A 21,041-nucleotide genomic window follows, 5' to 3' on the forward strand; every position below is an offset into this window, starting at 1 on the left:
CATCATTGGGTTATGTCCGCTGCTCACCGCGAAAAACGGGCATGCTCCGGGGATCGGGGCGAATTCCTAGACCGCGCTCGCCAAGTAATCGATAGCCAGCTTGTAACCTTGGACTCCTGCTCCGACGATGACTGCGGTGCACACGGGCGAGAGGTAGGAGTGGTGGCGGAATTCTTCGCGCTGGTGCACGTTGGTGATGTGGACCTCGACGGCGGGGAGCTGCACTGCCGCGATGGCGTCCCGCAGTGCAACTGACGTGTGGGTGTAAGCGCCCGCGTTGATGACGATCCCGGCGGCTGTTCCACGTGCACCGTGGATGGCGTCCACCAGGTCGCCTTCGTGGTTCGACTGGACGCAATCCACCGTGAAGCCGTGCGCCTCGGCAGCGCTCATGGCGAGCTGTTCAACGTCGGCCAAAGTGGACGTACCGTACTTTTCCGGCTCGCGGGTACCCAAGAGGTTCAAGTTGGGTCCGTTGAGGACAAGGATCGTGCCGCGGTCGGCTTCATTGGCAGCGGGAGCTTCAGTCATGCGTTCCAATGTAGCGGGCTACGAGTCCGCCCGGCGTTTCTTACGCACATGCCCACTCTTCAGGACCAGCACCGGACATATAACCACTATGTCCAGCGCTCAACCCCACCGCTGAGCATGTCCCTTGGTGGGCCGGGTTATTTCTTGGTGCACTGCCCAGACGGCACTGCCGCGCTCAGGGATCCTGCTTGCTGGGCCACCGGTGAGAGCTCGTCCATGGTGAGGGCGTAGCCCACTGCCACATCCGAAGTGGTCTTGGCGAAGACCACGCCGGCAACTTGCCCCTGGGTGGTCAGAAGCGGACCGCCCGAATTGCCCGGCTGCACGTCTCCGGCAAGCTTGTAGACCTGCTCCGGTGACGGGTTGTTGCCGTAAATGTCCGGGACAAGCAATGTAGAGATGCCCTCCACCGCGGCCGGTTTGGACTGGAACGGACCGCCGTGGGGGTAGCCTGCGAAGGCTGCGGGCGAGCCTGCCGGAAGGTCGACGCTCAACTGGAGCGGCGCCGTCGGGAGGCCGTCGACGGCGATCACGGCCAGGTCGCGTTGGCTGTCGAAGTAGACCACGCGGCCCGGCATCGCACCGCCGTCGGGAATTTCCACCACCGGCTGCGACACGCCGGCCACGACGTGCGCGTTGGTCACCACGCGGCCAGGGGAGACAACGAAGCCGGAGCCCGTCTGGTTTTGGCCGCACTGGTAGGCCGTGCCGGCAATCTTCAGCACGGAATGGGCCGCATTGTTGAGTGCGGGAGTGTCCGTGCTGGTGTTCGGAATGGGCACGGGAGCCACGGGTCCGATGCCCTCGATGAGCTGCGGAATGCCGTTGCCCATGACCGTCGAACGCAATTGCGCCACGCTTGCCTTCACGGGCGTTGGCGTGACGGTGTCGATGATGCGGATCACCTTGGAATCAGCCAACTGCTGCGAAACGAACGGCACACCCAAGGAACCGATGCTGAACGCCAACATGGACATGACCAGTGCGGCGACGACCAGGCTGACCAAACCGCCCAGCACGCGATCCAGCGCGTGCAACGGTTGGACGCGCACGGCCCTGCGGACCATCTGGCCGATCCAAGTACCAAGGCCATGCCCCAGGACAATGAGCAACACGGCCGAGCCGATAATGGCAGTCAGCCTCCAGCCGCTGTCTTTCACCCAGTCGCCGACTAGCGGAACGGCGATGAAAGCGGCCATTGCGCCCACGGCGAAGCCTGCGATTCCACCGAGGGTCACGAAGAAGCCGTTGCGCAGTCCGTAGACAAGGTAGGAAAGAAGCGTCAAAATCAACGCCAGGTCCAAGATGGTCAAGCCGAACACCAAAGCTCCTCACAGCCGTGTAAGCACCAATTGTAGTTGCATGGACTGACTGCTTCCCTTCGCAAGTAAGCTGTCACCCAGCTCACGAAGCCGCCGTCGAACGAAGCATTCCGGGCGGGTCGGGGCGCCATTTTGGGCCTGTTCCGCGTGATTTAGGGCGTTTCGGCTGCCAAGTACGTCACAGACACGACAAAATTCTGAAACAATGGCTGAAGCGCCCCAGCCGAACTTTTACTCAGGAGATTTCATGGATATCGAGGTATTGCGCCGCGCACCCCTCTTCGCCACACTCGACGACGATGCTTTCCGTCTGCTGACGGACGAACTCACCGAGGTGGACCTTTCACGCGGAGCGTCTGTTTTCCGCGAGGGAGATCAGGGTGACCAGCTGTACTTCATCGTGTCCGGCAAGGTTAAGCTCGGCCGCACCTCTCCTGATGGCCGCGAATCCCTGCTGGCCATCCTCGGCCCGGGCGAGCTTTTCGGCGAGATGGCCCTGTTCGACCCCAGCCCGCGCACCGCAACGGCCACGGCCGTTTCCGAGACCCGTCTGGCAGGCCTGAAGAACGAAAGCCTCAACGCCCTGCTGCGCACCCGGCCCGAGGTATCCGCACAATTGCTGCAGGCCCTCGCCCGCCGCTTGCGCCGCACCAACGATTCGCTGTCCGACCTCGTGTTCTCGGACGTCCCGGGCCGTGTCGCCAAGGCCCTGCTGGACCTCGCGGACCGCTTCGGCCGGCCCGCCACCGACGGCGTCCTCGTAGCCCACGAACTGACGCAGGAAGAACTGGCCCAGCTTGTCGGAGCTTCCCGCGAGACGGTCAACAAGGCTCTCGCCGAGTTCGTCCAGCGCGGCTGGCTGCGCCTGGAAGCACGCGCAGTGGTCATCCTGGACATGCAGCGCCTCCGCCAGCGCTCCCGGTAATTTCTACGACACGAAAAATGCCTGGCGACACCGGAATTCCGGTGTCGCCAGGCATTTTTTGTGTCGCCGGTCGATTTGTGTGTCGTCAGCGCTCCCTCTGCGGCTCCCCTGACACGGTGCGGGCCGCTTCGACTTCGAGCATGAGGGCGCCGTCCTCTTCTACGAGCCGCGGCTGGTACATGTGCGGCTTGCGTTTGTAGCTGAGGTACGCAATACATCCTTGGGCGGCGGCCATCTTTTCGAGGATGATCTCCGAGCCCGGCACCAGCAATTGGCCCAATGGCAAGCCAACTGTGTTTTCCTGGCCGATTTCGTCCCCAAGCAGGGTGGTCTCGCGCTCGGCCATGAGTTTGGAAACGCACACCCAGCGCCCCCAGACACCCTTGCTAGCCAACAACGAGGGCTGCTGGTTAACGGGAAGGGTGGCCGCGAAGTAGCGGGTGTTGAAGCGCCGGTGCGCAAAGTCCGGGCTGAGCCAGTTCACGAGCGGCTTGAGCAGGTCCGTGCGGAGCGACAGGCCACGCTTGGCCAGGACATCCGTGAACGACTTGTCCTGGGCTGCTACGGCCTCGCGTGCCTTCATCCACTCCGAAGTGGAGGTTGCCTCCACTGTTGAGGACAAGTCGGGGCCAGCCAGGAGCACGCCGGTTTCTTCGAACAGTTCGCGGATGGCGCCCACCACGTGGCGGCGGGCAAGTCCGACGTCGGCCGTCCCCAGAGCGTCAGCCCAATGCTGAGGCGAGGGGCCGAGCCAGCCCAGGGCGTCGTCGTCGCTGGGTTCCAGCGACCCGCCGGGAAACGCGACAACGCCCAACGGCGAGGAACCCGGACGGTAACCCATCCATGTTTCCAAGCCAGTAGGCGAATCGCGGAGAAGGACAACAGATGATGCAAAACGCGCGGCGCGGGGGGCTGGTGCGCCGAGCTCAAGCCAGTTCCGTGCTGCCCCTTCCAGTTCAGGGGGTAACGCAAACAGGCGTCGGGCTAGTTGTGGCAATTGAGTGAACCGGTTCCTTAGCTGAATTCAGCGATCAACTCGACCTCGACGGGAGAGTCGAGCGGCAGGACGGCAACGCCGACGGCGGAACGCGCGTGCTGCCCTTTGTCGCCGAAGACACGCCCAAGGAGCTCGGATGCACCATTGATTACACCGGGCTGGCCGGTGAAGGAAGCATCGGAGGCCACGAAGCCAACGACCTTCACGATGCGCGTGATGCGGTCAAGGTCTCCGATGACGCTCTTGACGGCGGCCAAGGCATTGACCGCACAGACGGCAGCGTACTTCTGCGCGTCTTCCGGAGACACCGTGGGCTCTTCCGAAAGGCCTTCTTCGCCGCTGGAGACTTTGCCGGTAGCTTCGAGTTTGCCGTTAATAAAGGGCAGCTGGCCGGAGGTGTACACGTGGTTGCCGGAGACGACGGCCGGGACGTAGGCGGCCACCGGAGCGGCGACAGCAGGCAGGGTCAGTCCCAGTTCGGCAAGGCGCTGCTCGACAGCGGATGCCGGAGTTGTGGATTCCGCGCCAACGGCGGCTTCTGCGGGCGTTGTCATGGTTACTGCTTCTCCCTCTTCAAGTATGCAACAAGCCCGTTTCCGTCGGGCCCGGGAACAACCTGGACGAGCTCCCAGCCGTCCTCTCCCCACTGGTCGAGAATCTGCTTTGTGGCGTGAATGATGAGCGGAATCGTCGCGTACTCCCATTTGGTCATGAAAGAAAGACTAGCCCTTGCCGGTAAAGTGGTGAACATGGTGACTCGTAGGAACCCTCTATTCGACACTGCCACCACTCTTGGAAAGATCCTCGGATTCCTCGGTGTGAGCGCTATTTGTGGTGTCCTGGTGGCGGGCTTGCTCGTCCCCGCGGCCGCAGTTTCGGGCAGTGCGGCGAGTGGGTCCATTCAGTTCTTCGACACACTGCCGGCGGAGCTCCAAGTGAACCCGCCCAGCCAGGCGACCACGATCCTGGCCGCGGACGGCAGCCAGATCGCCTCCATCTACTCGGAGAACCGCACGCGGGTTTCGCTCGACCAGATGAGCCCATACATCAAGGACGCGATCGTCTCGGTCGAGGACAGCCGCTTCTATGAGCACGGAGGCATCGATGCCACCGGCATCATGCGCGCCATTGTCAGCACGGCGCGCGGAAAGCAGCAGGGTGCCTCCACCATCACCCAGCAGTATGTGAACAACGTCATCAACGAATCGCTTGTTTCCCAGAACAAGGCTTCCGACGTCAAGCTCAACGGCGTGAACAAGGGCGTGGGAGACAAGCTTCGGGAGATGAAGCTGGCCATCGCACTCGAGAAGAAGTTCACCAAACAGCAGATTCTTGAGGGTTACCTCAACATCGTCTTCTTCAATAAGGACGCCTACGGCATCGAGGCCGCATCAAGGCTCTTCTTCAGCACCAGCGCCAAGGATCTCACCTTGCCGCAGGCCGCCTTGCTGGCGGGCGTCGTGAACAGCCCGGCCTATTACGACCCGGTGACGAACCCGGACCACGCGAAGCAGCGCCGAGACCTCGTTCTCGGCCTCATGCTGGACCAGGGCAAGATCAAGAAGGCTGACTACGACGCTGCCGTCGCGACGCCGGTGACCACCAAGGTCACGCAGCCTCGCCAAGGCTGTGCCTACGCCGCTACCGCTGCGTACTTCTGTGACTACGTACTCCATTTGGTCTTGAACAACCCGGCCTACGGCGCCACGCCGGAAGAACGCGGAAACCGCGTCGCAAGGGGCGGTCTCACCATCCAGACCACGCTCGATCCGAAGGCCCAGGCCGTGGCCCAAGCCCAGGTTGACGCTTCCGCTGGCGCGAATCCGGACAAATGGGGCGCTTCCTTGGTGTCGGTCCAGCCGGGCACCGGCAAGATCATTTCGATGGCCCAAAATACCGTCTGGTTACCGGCCGACGGGAAGTTCCAGGCCGAGCAGAACTTCAATGTGGACAAGCTCGACGCCAATGGCAACGATCTCAACGGTTTGGGTGGCTTCCAGCCCGGTTCAACCATGAAGCCCTTCACCTTCGCTGAGTGGTTGAACGAGGGCAAGTCCATGAACACGGTGTTGGACGGCACCGTCCGGAAGTATCCTCAGAACTTCCCCTGGAAGAATACTTGCCCGACACCCGAGGACGGCTTCTACGACGGCAACGTGCAGGGCAGCTTCGACCTTCAGAACGCCGAAGGCGGCTATTACAAGCCCATGACGGTAGTCGATGGTTTGGCCAACTCCATCAACACCATGACATTTGCCACGGCTGCAAGGGTTGACCTTTGTGGAATCCAGAAGATCGTCGACGCCGTCGGAATCCACGGCGGCCTGCCCGGAGCCAGCGGAGATCCCAACCCGAAGATTCCCATGACTCGCCTGGCCAACCTCATCGGCGCCACCCAGACCTCACCCCTGACCATGGCCAGCGCCTTCGCAACCTTTGCCAACAATGGAAAGTACTGCGAGCCCATCGCCATCACGTCGGTCACCGACGAAACGGGTGCCAAGCTGCCGGCCCAGTCCACTAGCTGCAGGGATGCGGTGACCCCTGAGGTCGCTCACGGAGTTGCTTACGCAATGCAAGAGGTTCTGAACAAGGGTTCCGGAGCGCTGATCCAGCCGCGTATCTCCACCAAGACCACTTTCCCCATTGCAGCCAAGACCGGTACGAACGACACCAACAGTTCCACCTGGGTTGCCGGCTACACCTCCGGTCTCGCGACTGCCACCTGGTTTGGCGATCCGCTGGGCAATCAGCAACGCCCCGGACAAAATGTGACCATCAACGGCAAGTTCTACCAAGGCATTGACGGTTACATGATCGCTGGTCCCCAGTTCTCCAACTACATGCTCCAGGTTGCTCCCGCCTACGGAACCAACCCGTTCCCGGCTCCGCCGTCGAACCTCTTGGATCCTCCGGGGTACAAGACTTCAACGCCGTACAACAACACTCCGAGCAACACCTTCCCAAGCACCCCGCAGAACAACAACGGAAACAACAACGGGAAAAAGAACAATGGCTAGCGGCTCCAAGCCCATCATTGAATCGCTGGCAAGCCGCGTCCGACGCATCGGACGCGGCTTTGCCGTAGCCGCGGGCGCGGGCGCAACTGCCGGTGCTGCGGGATTTGCGTATGGCCTCTGGGAAAAGAACCAATTCGTCCTTCGGGAGGAGACCCTTCCCATCCTGCCCGACGGCTCGGCTCCCCTCCGTGTGTTGCACATCAGCGACATCCATTTCGTACCGAGCCAACGCAAGAAGGCCGAATGGCTACGATCGCTCGCGGAGCTTGAGCCTGACCTCGTGGTGAACACGGGTGACAATCTCAGCCACCCTCACGCCGTCGTCCCGCTGCTGGATGCATTGCAGCCACTCATGAAGTTCCCGGGCGTCTTCGTTCCGGGATCCAACGACTACTACGCCCCGCGGTTCAAGAACCCCGCCGCGTATCTCCTCGGCCCGTCACGCGTCCAGAACAATCCGGTCGAGCTCGATTGGCCGCGCCTGCGTTCAGGTTTCGGGATGTCCGGCTGGATCGACCTCACCAACAGGCACCAGTCCCTGCCGATCAACGGGATCCGCTTCGATTTCTCCGGAGTGGATGACCCCCATTTGAACCGGGAGCGCTACACCGGCTGGCCACGCGGCACCGTCGGACAGGACTCCCGCCCGCACCTGCGCGTTGCCGTTATCCATGCCCCCTACCAACGGGTCCTGGACCATTTCACGAACGACTCCGCAGACCTCATCCTCGCCGGACACACCCACGGCGGCCAGATCTGCGTCCCCGGCTACGGCGCCTTGGTTGCCAACTGCGATCTCCCCACCTGGCGCGCCAAAGGCCTGCACGACTGGGAAAACGACGGGCGCACGACGCCGGTCAACGTCTCAGGCGGCATCGGAACCTCACGCTTCGCCCCGGTCCGGATCGCGTGCAAGCCAGAAGCCGTGCTGCTGACACTGACGGCCCGGCGATAAGGAGCACCACCACCGAGCATGCGCATTCCCCCGAGCAAAGGATGGACATGTCCACCTCGAGCAAAGGAGCATGCGCACTCCCCCACGCCAGCAATGGGCATAACAGTGATATGTCCATCCGTGGCTACCAGCGTTGGGCATGTCCGGGAGGACCGCTCCCAATACCTCGCATCACGCAACGCAATGGTGCTGTGAATCCCGTTACGCGATGGCATAGGGTAGTTGCTATAGGAAACTACCTTCACGGGACGGGTCGCGCCGGGCGGGCGCGGAACGCCGGACAAAGCTGTTGAGAAGCGGGCATGGCCAAACAGACTTCATTCTTCACCTCCATCAAACGTCTCTATCCACACGTCAAGCCGATCCTGCCCCGGCTTTTCATGGGGCTGGTCAGCGCTTTGCTGGCCAGCATCATGGCGCTTGCCATTCCGCAGGTCCTGCGCGTTTTAATCAACGGCTCCCTCCACCCTGGCGGCCCCACCAACGCGGTCTGGACTGCCACCGCCGTGGTGCTGGCTCTCGGCATCGCTGAAGCCGGGCTTGTGGCACTGAGGCGCCAGTTCGTCATCAATCCCGCAACCACGGTGGAATCGAGGATGCGGGTGTCCCTCTACGGGCACTTGCAGGACCTCACCGTTTCCTTCCACGACCGTTGGGGTTCCGGCCAGCTTCTGTCCCGCGCGATGACGGACTTGAACTTCCTGCGGCGTTGGATGGCGTTCGGCACGATCATGCTGGTGGTGACCACCTTGACGGTGGTGATCGGCGTCGTGGCGATGTTCTCGATGAGCTGGCAACTGGCTTTGATCTTCCTGGCCGCCGCGGTACCCATCATGGTCTATTCCTTCCGCTTCCGCCGCCGCTTCAGCCTGGTGACCCGCCTGAGCCAGGACCAGGCCGGCGACCTCGCCACCACGGTTGAGGAGTCCGTTCACGGCATCCGCGTGCTCAAGGCATTCGGGCGCAGCCGCGAAGCGCTGGAAAACTTCAACGAGCAGGCCGAGGAGCTGAGGCAGACCGAGATCGCCAAAGCCAAGCACCAAGCCACCTTCACGCTGGTGGTGACGCTCTTGCCCGAACTGGCGCTCGGCGTCGGGCTCGTGGCGGGCATCCTGCTGGTGTCCACCCACGAACTCAGCATCGGCTCCCTCGTTGCGTTCTTCGCCACCGCAGCGGTGGTTGCGGCGCCCGTGGAATTCTCGGGGACCCTCCTGGCCATGGCACTGACCGCCAAGACCGCCCTCGACCGCCACTTCGAGGTCATGGATACGCCCAACACCATCAACAGCCCGGCGGAACCCCGAACCCCCACGGAGCTGCTCGGGGCCTTGAGCTTCAAGGGAGCCGCTTTCGGTTTCGACGACGGCGACCGGCTCCTGCACGACATCACCCTCGACATCAGTCCCGGGGAAACCATGGCGCTCGTGGGTATCACCGGAAGCGGAAAGAGTGCCTTGCTCCAGCTCGTCCCCCGGCTCTATGACGTGACCGAAGGGTCGGTGACGATCGACGGCGTCGATATTCGCGATTTCAGCGTCGAGCAACTGAGGACCGTCGTGGCGGTCGCCTTCGAGGACACCACGCTGTTTTCCAGTTCGGTCCGGGAAAACGTACTGCTCGGCGCGCCCGACGCTTCCGAGGATGCCCTCGAGGAAGCGCTCGACGTCGCGCAGGCGCACTTCGCCTATTCGCTGCCCGACGGCGTCGAGACCCTCATCGGAGAAGAAGGCCTGAGCCTCTCCGGTGGGCAGCGGCAGCGGATCGCGCTTGCCCGGGCCATCGCCACCAAGCCCCGGATCCTCGTGCTCGATGATCCGCTGTCGGCCCTGGACGTGAACACCGAAGAACTCGTCACGGCGAGGCTCCGCGAAGTCCTCAGCGACACCACCACGCTCATCGTCGCGCACAGGCCCTCGACCGTTGCCCTCGCCGACCGCGTCGCGCTGCTTGAAAACGGCACCATCACCGCTGTCGGGACCCACACGGAGCTCTTGGCCAACAATGCCCACTACCGCTATGTGATCGCCAGCCTCGACTCCGCTCCGAAGGACCTCGACCTCGAACTCGACGAACTCGAACATGAGCTGGATTCGGAACAGCACATGGACCAAGCCGGGGAGGGACGCCGATGAGCACGTTCGGAACCGCCAATGAAGATAACGCCCACCTGAGCCGCAGCGACAGCAAAGCAGTACGACGGCGGTCGGTAGCCTTGCTGGGATCGCTCATCCGCCCGGTGCGGTTGCGCTTCTGGCTGACGCTGGGCATGGTGGTGCTCTCCCAGGCCACCCGGGTTGCCGGGCCGGCGATTATTGCCTTCGGCATCGACCACGCACTTCCCGCCCTGCTCGCCGGGAACAACATGCCGCTGGTCCTGGCCGGCGTCCTGTACCTGACCGCGGCCGTCGCAACGGCGGTCTTGACTGCCCTCTACGTCACTTCCACGGCGAAGCTGAGCCAGTCCATGCTCCTTGACCTGAGGGTGCGGGTCTTCCGGCACACCCAGCGTCTAAGCTTGGAGTTCCACGAGAAGTACACCTCGGGCCGGATCATCGCGCGCCAGACCTCGGACCTCGAGGCGCTGCGTGAACTCCTCGATTCGGGCGTCAGCTCGCTGGCTTCCGGGATCCTGTTCATGCTCTTTACGGCATGTACGGTATTTGCCCTCGATTGGCGCAGCGGGCTCCTCATGCTCGCCGCGGGCGTGCCCGCTTACTTCCTGGCCCGCTGGTACCAGAAGCACTCGCAGATCGCCTTCCGGGAATCGCGTGTTGTGTCCGCCAGGCTGATTGTGCACTTCGTGGAGACCATGACAGGAATCCGGGCCATCAAGGCCTTTCGGAAAGAGCCGGAGAACGCCCGACGCTATGCCGAGCTCTCGGAGGAGTACCGCAAAGTCACGGTCCGCTCCATCAACCTCAACGGCGTCTTCCAACCGGGCCTGGTCCTGATCGGCAATGTGTGCGTGGCCGTAGTCCTGCTGTTCGGCGGATTCCGGGTGCTCTCCGGAGAGCTGGCGGTGGGTGTGCTCCTTGCACTGATCCTTTCAACCAAGCGCTTCTTCCAGCCCGTGGACCAGATGGCGATGTTCTATAACTCCTTCCAGAGCGCGCAGGCCGCGCTGGAGAAGGTGTCCGGGCTGCTCGAAGAAGTTCCCACCGTCCGGCCGCCCAAGAACCCCGTGCCCTTGCCCCATGCCCGCGGCGAAATCGACTTCCGTGGCGTGGAGTTCGGCTACGGCAACGGCAAGGTGGTGGTCCCCAAGCTGGACCTTCACATTCCCGCCGGACAGACCATTGCCCTCGTTGGACAGACCGGCGCCGGGAAATCGACCTTGGCCAAGCTGATCGCCCGCTTCTACGACGTCACCGAAGGATCCTTGACCCTCGACGGCGTCGACCTCCGGGAGCTCTCGACGGCGGACCTGCGCCGCGCCGTTGTGATGGTCACCCAAGAGGCCTTCCTCTTCAGCGGCACCGTTGCGGAGAACATCGCGCTGGGACGACCGGAGGCTACCCGCTCGGAGATTGAAGAAGCTGCCCGGGCAGTAGGGGCACATGACTTCATCTCCGCCTTGCCTGAGGGTTACGACACGGATGTCAACAAGCGGGGCGGCCGCGTTTCCGCCGGGCAACGGCAGTTGATCGGCTTTGCCCGCGCATTCATTGCGGCCCCGGCAGTACTCATCCTGGACGAAGCGACATCTTCGCTTGATATTCCGTCCGAGCGGCTCGTGCAGGCCGGCCTCAGCAGCCTGCTTTCCGGAACGGACTCCGAGCGGACGGCCATCATCATCGCCCACCGGCTCTCGACCGTTGAGACCGCGGACCGGGTGCTGGTGGTGCACGAGGGACGCATCGTGGAGGACGGCACGCCGGCCGAGCTCATCGGCGGCGGAGGCCGGTTCGCCCGCTTGCACGGCGCTTGGAAGGACTCGCTGGTCTGAGTCCGGCCTCCCCCCGGTGCCCCCCTTCGATTTCGCATCCGGGGAGGGATCGGCTATTCTTGAACAGTTGCTTTCGCAGCGGATCGGGATGTAGCGCAGCTTGGTAGCGCGCTTCGTTCGGGACGAAGAGGTCGCAGGTTCAAATCCTGTCATCCCGACCAATTGGTAGAAGGCCTTCCACTCGGAGGCCTTCTACTTTATTTAACGAGTTTTTCGACCATCGCCGAAAAACGCACAAGACATTCTCCGACCGGATTACCCTGGGCCGCCCACGGTTTAGAGACAAGTGTTGTTAACAACCCCGACGCAATGCTGGTTAATATCATGGCCGGGCGCTCTTCGCGCAAAAGAAATCCCCGGTGTGTCGATTTCACAACCGGGGACTTCTTCACTTCGTTTGAATTATCCGTGGCTGCCGGGATCTCCGGCGGCCCCGTCAAGCTTCGACTACATGGGATCGGGCCAGTTACCGATAGCCTGCGAGACCCTCATGGGATCAGGCCAGTTACCGATAGCTTGGGAGACCACACTCATCGGGTCCGGCCAGTTACCAATGCTGAGCACCGTGCTGACGGTGTCTGCCACAGGGGCTGCGGAAACCACGGCGGGTGCCGCGGCGGAGAATGCAAGAGCGCCAGCCAAGGCCACTGCTGCAGCGATCTTCTTCAACATAATTTTTCCTCAATGCGAGTCGGATTCGTTACGGAAATTACGCGGTCCCTGTTGACATTCATTGTAAAATGTTTTCCACAGCGACTGTCAAGCTTTAAGCGTAAAGACAGGCAAAGACAAGCCTCTAGGAGGAACCTGTGGGGAACGGATTCGGAGAAAAGCTCCGTGCCGAACGGCTCGAACGTGGGCTGACCCAGGCTGAATTGGGCAGGGACCTTTACTCTCCCAGCTACATTTCGCTTCTTGAAACCGGCCGTCGGGAGCCTACGGCCGAGGTTATTGAGGAACTCGCCCGCCGTCTGGAACTAGCACCAAAAGCCTTGGAAGCCTGGAGCCAGCCCGTGTCCGTCAGTGACGCCGAATACGTGCTTGCGGGGCTGTACGCAAGGCAAGCCTGGGATCTGAGGGATTACCCGCTGGCCGCAAGCCACGCGTCAACCGCCGCCCAAATCGCGCTCGAGGCAAAGAACACCAGCGCTTGGTGGAATATGACCTACATGCAGGCTGAATGCCTCATGAAGCAGGGGCAGTTGAAGGAGTGCCAGCAGATCATCCAACATCTCCTGGAACACCCCATGGCTACGGAATCTGCGGGCCTGGGGGTCCGAGCCCGGCAGATGCTTGCCGCTGTCTGCCACGGGCAAGGGCAGCTGGCCACCGCCGTCGAGCACGCCAAGGAAGCCGTGAGGCTGTCCGAGCAGCTGCCCAAAGGCTCAACCCTGATCATCGGGGCGCACCGGGCACTGATCGGAGCACTGGCCGAGAGTGGCAGGTTGGACGAAGCCTGGACGTACTGCCAGGCCATGATCAACCAGATGGACGACCATTCGATGTCGCAGCTCGCGGGCGAAGTGGCCTGGGTTGTGGGAAACGTGGCCTTCATGCGCCACGACTATGTCGAAGGCATCAAGCATCACGAGCGTGCCGCGAAGCTACTCTCCCCCGCCAATGACATTGAACTGTGGGCCCGCTTCAACAAGGCGTCGGCGGCGGTACGGCTCTCCTCGGGAATCGTGGAGCCGGAGACCCTTTCGGCCATTGAACGGGCCGAACTCGCCCTGTCCATTGTGGGCGGAAACAGGACGGACCAGCTGGAGGTTGCCTTCATCCGCGCCCGCTGGCTCTACTTGACGGGCGACATCCCGGCAGCAATTGCCAAGTTGCGCGAAATCCAGGCGGACCGTGAAGTCCTGGCCCGGCACACGGCAGGCGAAGTCGCCTTCCTCCTCGGCAAGGCGCTCAAGGCGGCCGGTGAAAACGCTGACGCCTTGGTCCATCTCGAAGAAGCCCAACGCGATTTCACCGCCGCGGGCGCAGCCGACCGCGTCCAGCAGGCCATGGACTCCGTACTGGAGATCCGGTTGGCTGAGCGCCGGGCGGCGGCCGGCCCCGGCGGCAGCGCGCAGTCATCCCGCGCAAGCTAGGGCCGCGACGAACACATGTGAAGAGCCCCGAACCGCTCACAGACGGTCCGGGGCTCTTCACATACCTGCTGCACCCTGTGGCCTAGGCGAAAGTCCTGCCGGTCAGCTTCTCGTAGGCTTCCACGTAGCGGGCGCGCGTCTTCTCCACGACGTCGGCCGGCAATGCGGGCGGCGGGGTGTCACCGAAGCGGTCCCAGCCCGATTCCGCAGAGGTCAGCCAGTCACGCACGAACTGCTTGTCGAACGACGGCTGCGCCTTGCCCGGCTCGTACGTGGAGGCATCCCAGAAACGCGAGGAATCCGGAGTGAGCACCTCATCGCCCAAGGTGATGACGCCGGTATTGACATCGATGCCGAATTCAACCTTCGTGTCGGCCAGGATGATGCCGCGGCCCCGGGCGATCTCTTCCGCGCGGGTGTAGATCTTCAACGTGAGTTCGCTCAGGCGCGCGGCGATGTCGTCACCCACGATCGCAACGACGTCGTCGTACGTGATGTTCTCGTCGTGTTCGCCGACGTCAGCCTTGGCGGAAGGGGTGAAGATGGCGTGCTCGAGACGCGAGCCGTCAACCAGGCCCTCGGGCAATGGAATGTCGCAGACGGTGCCTGACTGGCGGTACTCGGCCAAGCCGGAACCCGTGAGATACCCGCGGGCGATGCATTCCACGGGGAACATCTCCAGCCGCTTGCAGATCATGGCGCGGCCCTCAACTTCCGCGGGCACACCCTCGGCGGCCGTGGACGCGATGACGTGGTGCTCCACGCCAAGCTGCTCGAACCACCACAGGCTCAGCTGCGTGAGGACCCGCCCCTTGTCCGGGATCTCGCTGCTCAAGACGTGGTCATAGGCGCTGATACGGTCGCTGGCCACCACCAAAACGCGGTCCTGGCCGGATTCGGCCCCGCTGAAATCGTCCGCCAGAACGTAGAGGTCACGGACCTTGCCCGAGTAGAAGTGCTTCCACCCCGGGAGGTCGAGGGTTTCGGCCTGCAGGCCTTTGGCAGTGTTTTCAGGCATGGTTCAGGCCTTCACGTTCGGGATGGAACCGGTGGCCGGGGAGACCACGTGGATCTCGCCGCGGGCAGCCTTGCCGGCGATATCGGTGCGGAACTGTCCGCCGTCGAGCTGGACCAGCTCCACGCCGTCGTATGCCCGCTCGCGGGCCTCGACGAGGTCCGTGCCCAACGCCACAACTGCCAGCACGCGGCCGCCTGCGGAGACAAGCCGGCCTTCGTCGTCCAGTTTGGTACCGGCGTGGATGACGTGGACGCCTTCCAGCGCGTCCACCTTGTTCAGGCCGCGGATGCGGTCCCCCGTGCGGGGCTTGTCCGGGTAGTTTTCGGCGGCGACGACGACGGCGACGGCCGACTCCTTCGACCAGCGCAGCTCTTCGGCCTGGTCCAATTCGCCCTTGGCGGCCGCCAGCAAGAGGGCCCCGAGTGGAGTTTTGAGGCGAGCCAGGACGGCCTGCGTTTCGGGATCGCCGAAACGGACGTTGAACTCGATGACGCGCGTGCCGCGGGAGGTCAAGGCCAAACCACAGTAGAGGACGCCTACGAACGGAGTTCCACGGCTTGCCATCACGTCGACCGTGGGCTGCGCCACGCGGTCGATGACTTCCTGGACCAGGCCTTCGGGCGCCCAGTCGAGCGGAGTGTAGGCGCCCATGCCACCGGTGTTGGGGCCTTCGTCGTTGTCGAATATCCGCTTGAAGTCCTGGGCCGGGGACAGCGGCACCGTCGTGCGGCCGTCGCACAGCACGAAGAGGGAGACCTCGGGCCCGTCCAGGAACTCCTCGATCACCACGGTTCCGCCGGCATCGAAACATGCCTGGGCGTGGGCGAGTGCTTCCTCACGGTCGTCGGTGACCACTACGCCCTTGCCGGCGGCCAGTCCGTCATCCTTGACGACATAGGGAGCGCCGAAAGTGTCCAGTGCGTCAGCAGCCTCTTCAGCGTTTGTCGCCACGCGGGCCATGGCAGTCGGCACGTCGGCCTCGGCCATGACTTCCTTGGCGAAGGCTTTGGAGGCTTCGAGCTGCGCCGCCGCCTTGCTGGGACCAAATACCGGAATGCCCGTCTCGCGGACGGCATCGGATACGCCTGCCGCGAGCGGGGCTTCGGGGCCCACCACAACCAAGTCCACCGCCAGTTTTGTCGCAAGCGCTGCAACGGCGCCGGGGTTGTTCCCATCGATCGCGTACGTGGGGACCAGCTTGGCGATGCCGGCGTTTCCCGGAGCCGCGTGGACTTCGGAAACGTTGGGATCCTTGAGCAAGGAGCGGACAATTGCGTGTTCGCGGCCGCCGGGGCCAATGACGAGTACCTTCACAGTCTTCAAGGGTACTTTGTGCGGGGGCGGGACTCCTAAGCTGTGTCTACGACTGGACATGTCCACCCTTCCCGAGCTCCACGAGTGAGCATGCCCACCCTTGGCCCTGACCAACGGACATAACACTGATATGCCCACTCCTGAGCACCAACGCAGGGCATGTCCCTCCGGCACCAACCACCAATCACCAAGAGGGAGCATGTCCAACCCATCTCGGGGGCTTTCCGCTACGAACAACCTGCATGAAGAAGATCAGGAACTGGCTCGGGGGACCCACGGCGTTGGCAGCACTGGCCGGGGTGGCCGCTGCCGGCGTCGTACTTTCCGTTGCGGAACTGATCGGCGCCTTCTTTACGGCCCGGGCCACACCCGTCATTGCGCTGGGATCCACGTTCATCGACTTCACACCGCCGTGGATGAAGGACTTTGCCGTGACCACGTTCGGCACCAATGACAAAGCTGCACTGTTTGTGGGCATGGGCCTGACCATCTTTGTGCTCGCTTGCGTGCTTGGAGTCGTGGCTTTCCGCAATTGGGCGCTGGGCGTGCTGGGCGTGCTGGGCATGGGTGTGGTGATCGTGGCCGCCGTGGTGACCAGGGCCAGCGTGAAGCCCATGGATTCCATCCCGAGCCTGATCGGCACCGCGGCCGGGCTCGTGGTCCTCCGCCTCTTGGTGGCACTGCTCTGGCGGATGAAGTCCTTCCCCGACGCTCCTGCGGACACGGCGGCCAAAGGCATCGAACGTCCCGCCACGTCCCGCCGAACTTTCTTCGCCGCTACCGGCATTACCGTTGCCGCCGCGGCCATCGCAGCCGGAGGAGGCCGGTTCCTGAGCGCGGCGCGCAGCAATGTGGCCAAGGCGCGGGATTCTTTGAAGCTCCCCGCTCCCGCCCGGGCGGCTGCTCCCGTTCCGGCGGGTGTCCAGTCCCCGACGCCCGGAGTCACCCCCTGGCTCACCCCGGCCAAGGACTTCTACCGGATCGACACCGCCCTGAGCGTGCCGGAGATCAATGCCCAGGACTGGGAACTGCGGATCCACGGGCTCGTGGAACAAGAGGTCCGGCTGACCTTCCAGGATCTGCTCGACGCCCAACTGATCGAGACCCATGTGTCCCTCACCTGCGTGTCCAACCCCGTGGGCGGGAACCTGGCCGGCAATGCCAAATGGCTTGGCATGCCCATCCGCGACGCGCTCAAACAAGCCCGTCCCAAACCCGGCGCGGACATGGTCCTCTCCACCTCGATCGACGGCTTCAGCGCCTCCACTCCCCTGGAAGTGCTCCAGGACGGCAGGGACGCCATCCTGGCCATCGGTATGAACGGGGAACCCCTCCCGCTGGAACACGGCTACCCCGTGCGCATGGTGGTTCCGGGCCTTTACGGCTTCGTCTCCGCAACCAAATGGGTTGTGGACCTGGAAGTCACCCGGTTCGCGGACAAAAAAGCGTATTGGACCACCCGCGGCTGGTCCGAACGGGGTCCCATCAAGACCATGGCCCGCCTGGAAGTACCCAAGTCCTTCGCCAAAGTGACTGCCGGCAAGGTCGCTTTGGGAGGCACGGCCTGGGCCCAGACCCGTGGCATCATGAAGGTGGAGGTCCAGATCGACAACGGTCCGTGGGCAGAAGCGACCCTGGCCGCGGAGGCGTCCGTTGTGACGTGGAGGCAGTGGTCCTTCATTTGGGACGCCACTCCGGGACCCCACTACATCAAGGTGCGGGCCACGGACGGAACCGGCGATCTCCAGACCGAAAAGCGGGCGGATCCTGTGCCTGACGGCGCCTCGGGATGGCAGTCCGTCATGGTCACCGTGGAGTAGCCCGGGAAGACGGTTCCTTCACCCTAGACTTGCATCATGCCCTTGAGTTCGCACGAAACCTTCAGCGTTGAGTCCGCCGTCGAACTGGCAGTGATCGAACGCAGCGGCTTCATCGAATCGCGCCACATCGGTTCCGCGGTGGTCCTTTCCGGCGACGGCTCCGTGGTGACCCAACTCGGCGACATCACCACGCCCATCTACGCCCGCTCGGCGCTCAAGCCGTTCCAGGCCCTCGCGTCCATGCAGTCGGGGGTGCCCCTGCGCGGCGCACAGGTGGCTTTGGCCTGCGCCAGCCATGTGGGCTCACTGGATCATATGGACGTGGTGGAAGGCATGCTGAAAGCTGCCGGCGTCCAGGAAGAACAGCTGCAATGCCCTTCGGCCTGGCCGCAGGACGAAGTCGCCCGCAATTGGCTGATCCGTTCGGAGCACGGCAAGTCCAAGCTGGCCTTTAACTGTTCAGGCAAGCATGCTGCGTTCCTCTGGGCCTGCACCGAGAACGGCTGGGACACCCACAGTTACTTGGAGCCCAACCATCCTTTGCAACAGCGCGTGCGGTCCGTCATCGAGGAATACAGCGACGAAAAGATCGCCCACCTGGGCATTGATGGCTGCGGGGCGCCGGTCGCCGCCCTTTCCCTGACCGGGCTGGCACGGGCCTATTCGCGCCTGGCCCAGGCTCCGCAGGACCAAAGCTCGAACGCCCGTGCGGCAACCATTGCCACGTCCATGCTGGACTATCCGTGGGCAGTGCAGGGCCGCGGCGAGGCGAACACCATCGTCATGGACGAACTTGAAGTGCTCGCCAAGGGCGGGGCGGAAGGTGTCTTGGTCTTGGCAACGCCCACCGGCGCCTCGGCGGCGGTCAAGATCCTGGACGGCAATCCCCGCGCGGCCACGCTGGTCGGGCTGACGCTGCTCGCCGTTGCGGGCGCCGTGGATATTCCCGGCGTCTCGAGCGTGCTCGAAAAGGTAGTGGAGCCTGTCCTGGGCGGTGGCCACTCGGTTGGCAGGATCCGCTTGGGCCATGCCGTTTCGGCGCTGCTGGACTGATTGGCGCTGCTGGACTGATTTGGAGTTGCTGGACTGATTGGAAATGCGAACCATGGCAATTGCACGACGCCGAATCGACATTGAGGAAGGGCGCGCGGCACTGGCCGCATGGCAGGCCGCCGTCGGACAAGAAACAGGGCCTGCGACGCCGCCGTCGCGCACTCGGCTGGCCACCGCGGTACGTTACTCGCTCGAGGAACTCACCGCCCGCGCCCCAGGCAACTCCGTGGAAGTCAGGGTGCCGCCCTTCGGCGTCACCCAGTGCGTGGAGGGCCCCCGACACACGCGCGGAACGCCGCCTAACGTCATTGAGTGCGACGCCGCCACCTGGCTCGCGATGGTGACCGGCCGCCTGAGCTGGGAGGCCGCGGTCGACGCCGGACGGGTAGCCGCATCGGGCCTGCGCGCGGATTTGTCGGAGCTACTGCCGCTGTTCTAGGAAAGCGGTCTCCAAGGCAGCCGGCAAAGCACATTCTCATGCCGCATTACATTCACCAGCATATCTATGTATACAATCGTATGCAGCGATGGAGCTGAGGAGAATGATGATGATCAAAAGCGACGTCTTGGTAGTTGGGGGCGGCAACGCGGGATTCGCGGCGGCGCTCGCCGCCGCTGAACGCGGACGCAAAGTTGTGCTGCTTGAAAAGGCCGAGGAGGCCTCTTCCGGCGGCAACAGCTTCTACACCGCCGGTGCCACCCGTATCTCCCACAACGGGCTTGAGGAGCTCATCGATTTCGTGGAACCGGATGAGCGCCACGCCGTCAGCGAAGTTCCCGCCTACGCCGCTCACGAGTATCTGGCTGACCTGCGGAAGGTCTCGGACGGCCGGAATGACCCCGAACTGTCCGGGGTCCTGGTCAATGAGAGCAACCCGACCTTGCGCTGGCTTCAGGGCATGGGCCTCAAATACCGCTTGATGTATGAGCGGCAGGCATACCGGACCGAGGAGGGCGGCTATCTTTTTTGGGGAGGACTCCACGTTGGCAACGTCGGCGGCGGCAAAGGGCTCATGGCTGACCACCGGGCGGCCGCAAAGCGCCTGGGCGTGGAAGTTATCTACGGCTGCGCGGCAACCGGACTGATCCTGGAAGAGAACCGGGTATGCGGAGTCCGCTACCGCACTTCCTCGGGAGAAGGCGAGTTCCGGGCCGAATCGGTAATTCTGGCGTCCGGGGGCTTTGAAGCCGCACCGGGTCTCCGACGTCAATACTTGGGCGAGGGCTGGCAAAACGCGAAGGTGCGCGGCACCCCCGGAAACACCGGTGAGATGATCGTAGCCGCCTTGGACGCAGGCGCGGCCAAGGGCGGCGATTGGTCCAGCTGCCACAGCGTGGCCTGGGACGCGTGGCATCCGGAGAACGAGAGCAACCTTGAGCTCACCAACCAGCTGACCCGCGGTGGATACCCGCTCGGGATCGTGGTGAACAACGAGGGCAAGCGGTTTGTCGACGAAGGCGCCGACTACCGCAACTACACCTACGCGCGGTATGGCCGGGACATCCTTGCCCAGCCGGGATCGGCTGCTTTCCAGATTTTCGACGCCTCGTCCCGTCCCATGCTCCGGACCGAGGAATACGACATGCCGGGGGTCTCCGTGGTCACTGCGCCAACCCTGGCCGAACTGGCCGAGAAAGCCGGCATAAGTGTCACGGGCCTCGAGGAGACTGTCAGGGATTTTAATGAGTCGATCAGCGAGGGTCCGGCCTTCAACCCCAATGTCAAGGACGGCCGCCGGGCGGATACCCAACCGCCGAAAAGCAACTGGGCCCGCAGCATCTCCACCGGTCCGTTCTACGCCTTCCCCGTCACCTGTGGGATCACCTTCACTTTCGGAGGCCTGAAGACTGATACCTGGGGCCGCGTGCTGACCGAAAGCGCTGAGCCGATTGGGGGGCTCTACGCGTGCGGTGAAGCACTGGGCGGATTGTTCAGCGGAAACTACCCCGGCGGTTCCGGGCTTGCAGCAGGAGCTGTCTTCGGACGACGGGCCGGCTGCGTCGCCTGAGGCCGAGCTGTCGAAACCACACGGAAAGAGGAATA

Annotated in this window: 18 protein-coding genes and 1 tRNA gene; 11 read left to right on the forward strand and 8 right to left on the reverse strand. The window is 63.4% G+C overall.

The genetic code is table 11. The features are described from left to right. Positions 1–66: 66 nt before the first annotated feature. Together aroQ and J2S96_RS15205 are read right to left on the reverse strand one after the other, a co-directional pair. On the reverse strand, positions 67–531 hold the full coding sequence (gene aroQ / locus J2S96_RS15200) for a type II 3-dehydroquinate dehydratase (RefSeq protein WP_306865244.1): 465 nt from the start codon (positions 529–531) through the stop codon (positions 67–69). Between the two features lie 137 nt (positions 532–668). Then, entirely contained in the window at positions 669–1,853 is a 1,185-nt protein-coding gene (locus J2S96_RS15205; RefSeq protein ID WP_306865246.1) for a MarP family serine protease, read from the reverse strand. Positions 1,854–2,100: 247 nt separating this feature from the next. Here J2S96_RS15205 and J2S96_RS15210 point away from each other — a divergent pair, with 247 nt between their 5' ends. Then, positions 2,101–2,778: a Crp/Fnr family transcriptional regulator gene (locus J2S96_RS15210; RefSeq protein WP_011775987.1), complete on the forward strand. Its 678-nt coding sequence runs from the start codon at positions 2,101–2,103 to the stop codon at positions 2,776–2,778. 85 nt (positions 2,779–2,863) lie between these two features. Here the strand turns inward: J2S96_RS15210 and J2S96_RS15215 are convergent, their stop codons facing one another. Genes J2S96_RS15215 through J2S96_RS15225 form a run of 3 tightly spaced genes read right to left on the reverse strand, consistent with a single transcriptional unit; the run spans position 2,864 to position 4,487 of the window. Beyond that, positions 2,864–3,775 (reverse strand): NUDIX hydrolase, encoded by a 912-nt coding sequence (locus J2S96_RS15215; protein ID WP_306865248.1) that lies wholly within the window; start codon positions 3,773–3,775, stop codon positions 2,864–2,866. Positions 3,776–3,792: 17 nt separating this feature from the next. After that, positions 3,793–4,329, reverse strand: a complete 537-nt coding sequence (locus J2S96_RS15220; RefSeq protein ID WP_306865250.1) for a RidA family protein — start codon at positions 4,327–4,329, stop codon at positions 3,793–3,795. A gap of 2 nt (positions 4,330–4,331) precedes the next feature. After that, the gene (locus J2S96_RS15225; protein WP_009359196.1) at positions 4,332–4,487 is read right to left on the reverse strand and encodes a DUF4177 domain-containing protein; all 156 of its coding nucleotides are present in this window, start codon (positions 4,485–4,487) and stop codon (positions 4,332–4,334) included. A gap of 37 nt (positions 4,488–4,524) precedes the next feature. Here J2S96_RS15225 and J2S96_RS15230 point away from each other — a divergent pair, with 37 nt between their 5' ends. The 5 genes from J2S96_RS15230 to J2S96_RS15250 all read left to right on the forward strand — a co-directional run bounded on the left by J2S96_RS15230 (position 4,525) and on the right by J2S96_RS15250 (position 11,857). Next, positions 4,525–6,795 (forward strand): transglycosylase domain-containing protein, encoded by a 2,271-nt coding sequence (locus J2S96_RS15230; RefSeq protein ID WP_306865275.1) that lies wholly within the window; start codon positions 4,525–4,527, stop codon positions 6,793–6,795. Then, entirely contained in the window at positions 6,788–7,750 is a 963-nt protein-coding gene (locus tag J2S96_RS15235) for a metallophosphoesterase (RefSeq protein WP_306865277.1), read from the forward strand. The genes J2S96_RS15230 and J2S96_RS15235 overlap by 8 nt, the downstream gene beginning before the upstream one ends. A 302-nt stretch (positions 7,751–8,052) precedes the next feature. Next, a complete protein-coding gene (locus tag J2S96_RS15240) occupies positions 8,053–9,882 on the forward strand; it encodes an ABC transporter ATP-binding protein (protein WP_306865279.1) in 1,830 nt (609 codons plus the stop codon). Beyond that, on the forward strand, positions 9,879–11,696 hold the full coding sequence (locus J2S96_RS15245) for an ABC transporter ATP-binding protein (protein ID WP_306865282.1): 1,818 nt from the start codon (positions 9,879–9,881) through the stop codon (positions 11,694–11,696). Before J2S96_RS15240 ends, J2S96_RS15245 begins: the two co-directional genes overlap by 4 nt. Positions 11,697–11,780: 84 nt before the next feature. Then, positions 11,781–11,857: transfer RNA gene (locus J2S96_RS15250), tRNA-Pro, on the forward strand. Positions 11,858–12,143: 286 nt separating this feature from the next. Here the strand turns inward: J2S96_RS15250 and J2S96_RS15255 are convergent. Then, positions 12,144–12,368, reverse strand: a complete 225-nt coding sequence (locus tag J2S96_RS15255; RefSeq protein ID WP_306865284.1) for a hypothetical protein — start codon at positions 12,366–12,368, stop codon at positions 12,144–12,146. A 137-nt stretch (positions 12,369–12,505) separates the two neighbouring features. Between J2S96_RS15255 and J2S96_RS15260 the strand changes: the two genes are divergently transcribed. After that, complete coding sequence (locus tag J2S96_RS15260; RefSeq protein ID WP_306865287.1) at positions 12,506–13,792, forward strand: helix-turn-helix domain-containing protein; 1,287 nt, start codon at positions 12,506–12,508, stop codon at positions 13,790–13,792. Between the two features lie 82 nt (positions 13,793–13,874). Here the strand turns inward: J2S96_RS15260 and J2S96_RS15265 are convergent, their stop codons facing one another. Next, positions 13,875–14,810 carry a phosphoribosylaminoimidazolesuccinocarboxamide synthase gene (locus tag J2S96_RS15265; protein WP_306865290.1) on the reverse strand — a complete coding sequence of 312 codons (936 nt, stop codon included), beginning with the start codon at positions 14,808–14,810 and terminating at the stop codon, positions 13,875–13,877. 3 nt (positions 14,811–14,813) lie between these two features. Beyond that, on the reverse strand, positions 14,814–16,124 hold the full coding sequence (gene purD / locus J2S96_RS15270; protein ID WP_306865338.1) for a phosphoribosylamine--glycine ligase: 1,311 nt from the start codon (positions 16,122–16,124) through the stop codon (positions 14,814–14,816). Positions 16,125–16,366: 242 nt separating this feature from the next. Here purD and J2S96_RS15275 point away from each other — a divergent pair, with 242 nt between their 5' ends. The 4 genes from J2S96_RS15275 (at position 16,367) to tcuA (ending at position 21,006) form a co-directional block, all read left to right on the forward strand. Next, positions 16,367–17,944, forward strand: a complete 1,578-nt coding sequence (locus J2S96_RS15275; protein ID WP_306865293.1) for a molybdopterin-dependent oxidoreductase — start codon at positions 16,367–16,369, stop codon at positions 17,942–17,944. A gap of 36 nt (positions 17,945–17,980) precedes the next feature. Beyond that, entirely contained in the window at positions 17,981–18,997 is a 1,017-nt protein-coding gene (locus J2S96_RS15280; protein ID WP_306865297.1) for an asparaginase, read from the forward strand. A gap of 52 nt (positions 18,998–19,049) precedes the next feature. Then, on the forward strand, positions 19,050–19,436 hold the full coding sequence (locus J2S96_RS15285; RefSeq protein WP_306865300.1) for a sterol carrier family protein: 387 nt from the start codon (positions 19,050–19,052) through the stop codon (positions 19,434–19,436). Positions 19,437–19,539: 103 nt separating this feature from the next. After that, entirely contained in the window at positions 19,540–21,006 is a 1,467-nt protein-coding gene (gene tcuA, locus J2S96_RS15290) for an FAD-dependent tricarballylate dehydrogenase TcuA (protein WP_306865302.1), read from the forward strand. The last annotated feature ends 35 nt before the right edge of the window (positions 21,007–21,041 follow it).

It is taken from the genome of Arthrobacter bambusae (assembly GCF_030812595.1).
Classification (GTDB): domain Bacteria; phylum Actinomycetota; class Actinomycetes; order Actinomycetales; family Micrococcaceae; genus Arthrobacter; species Arthrobacter bambusae_B.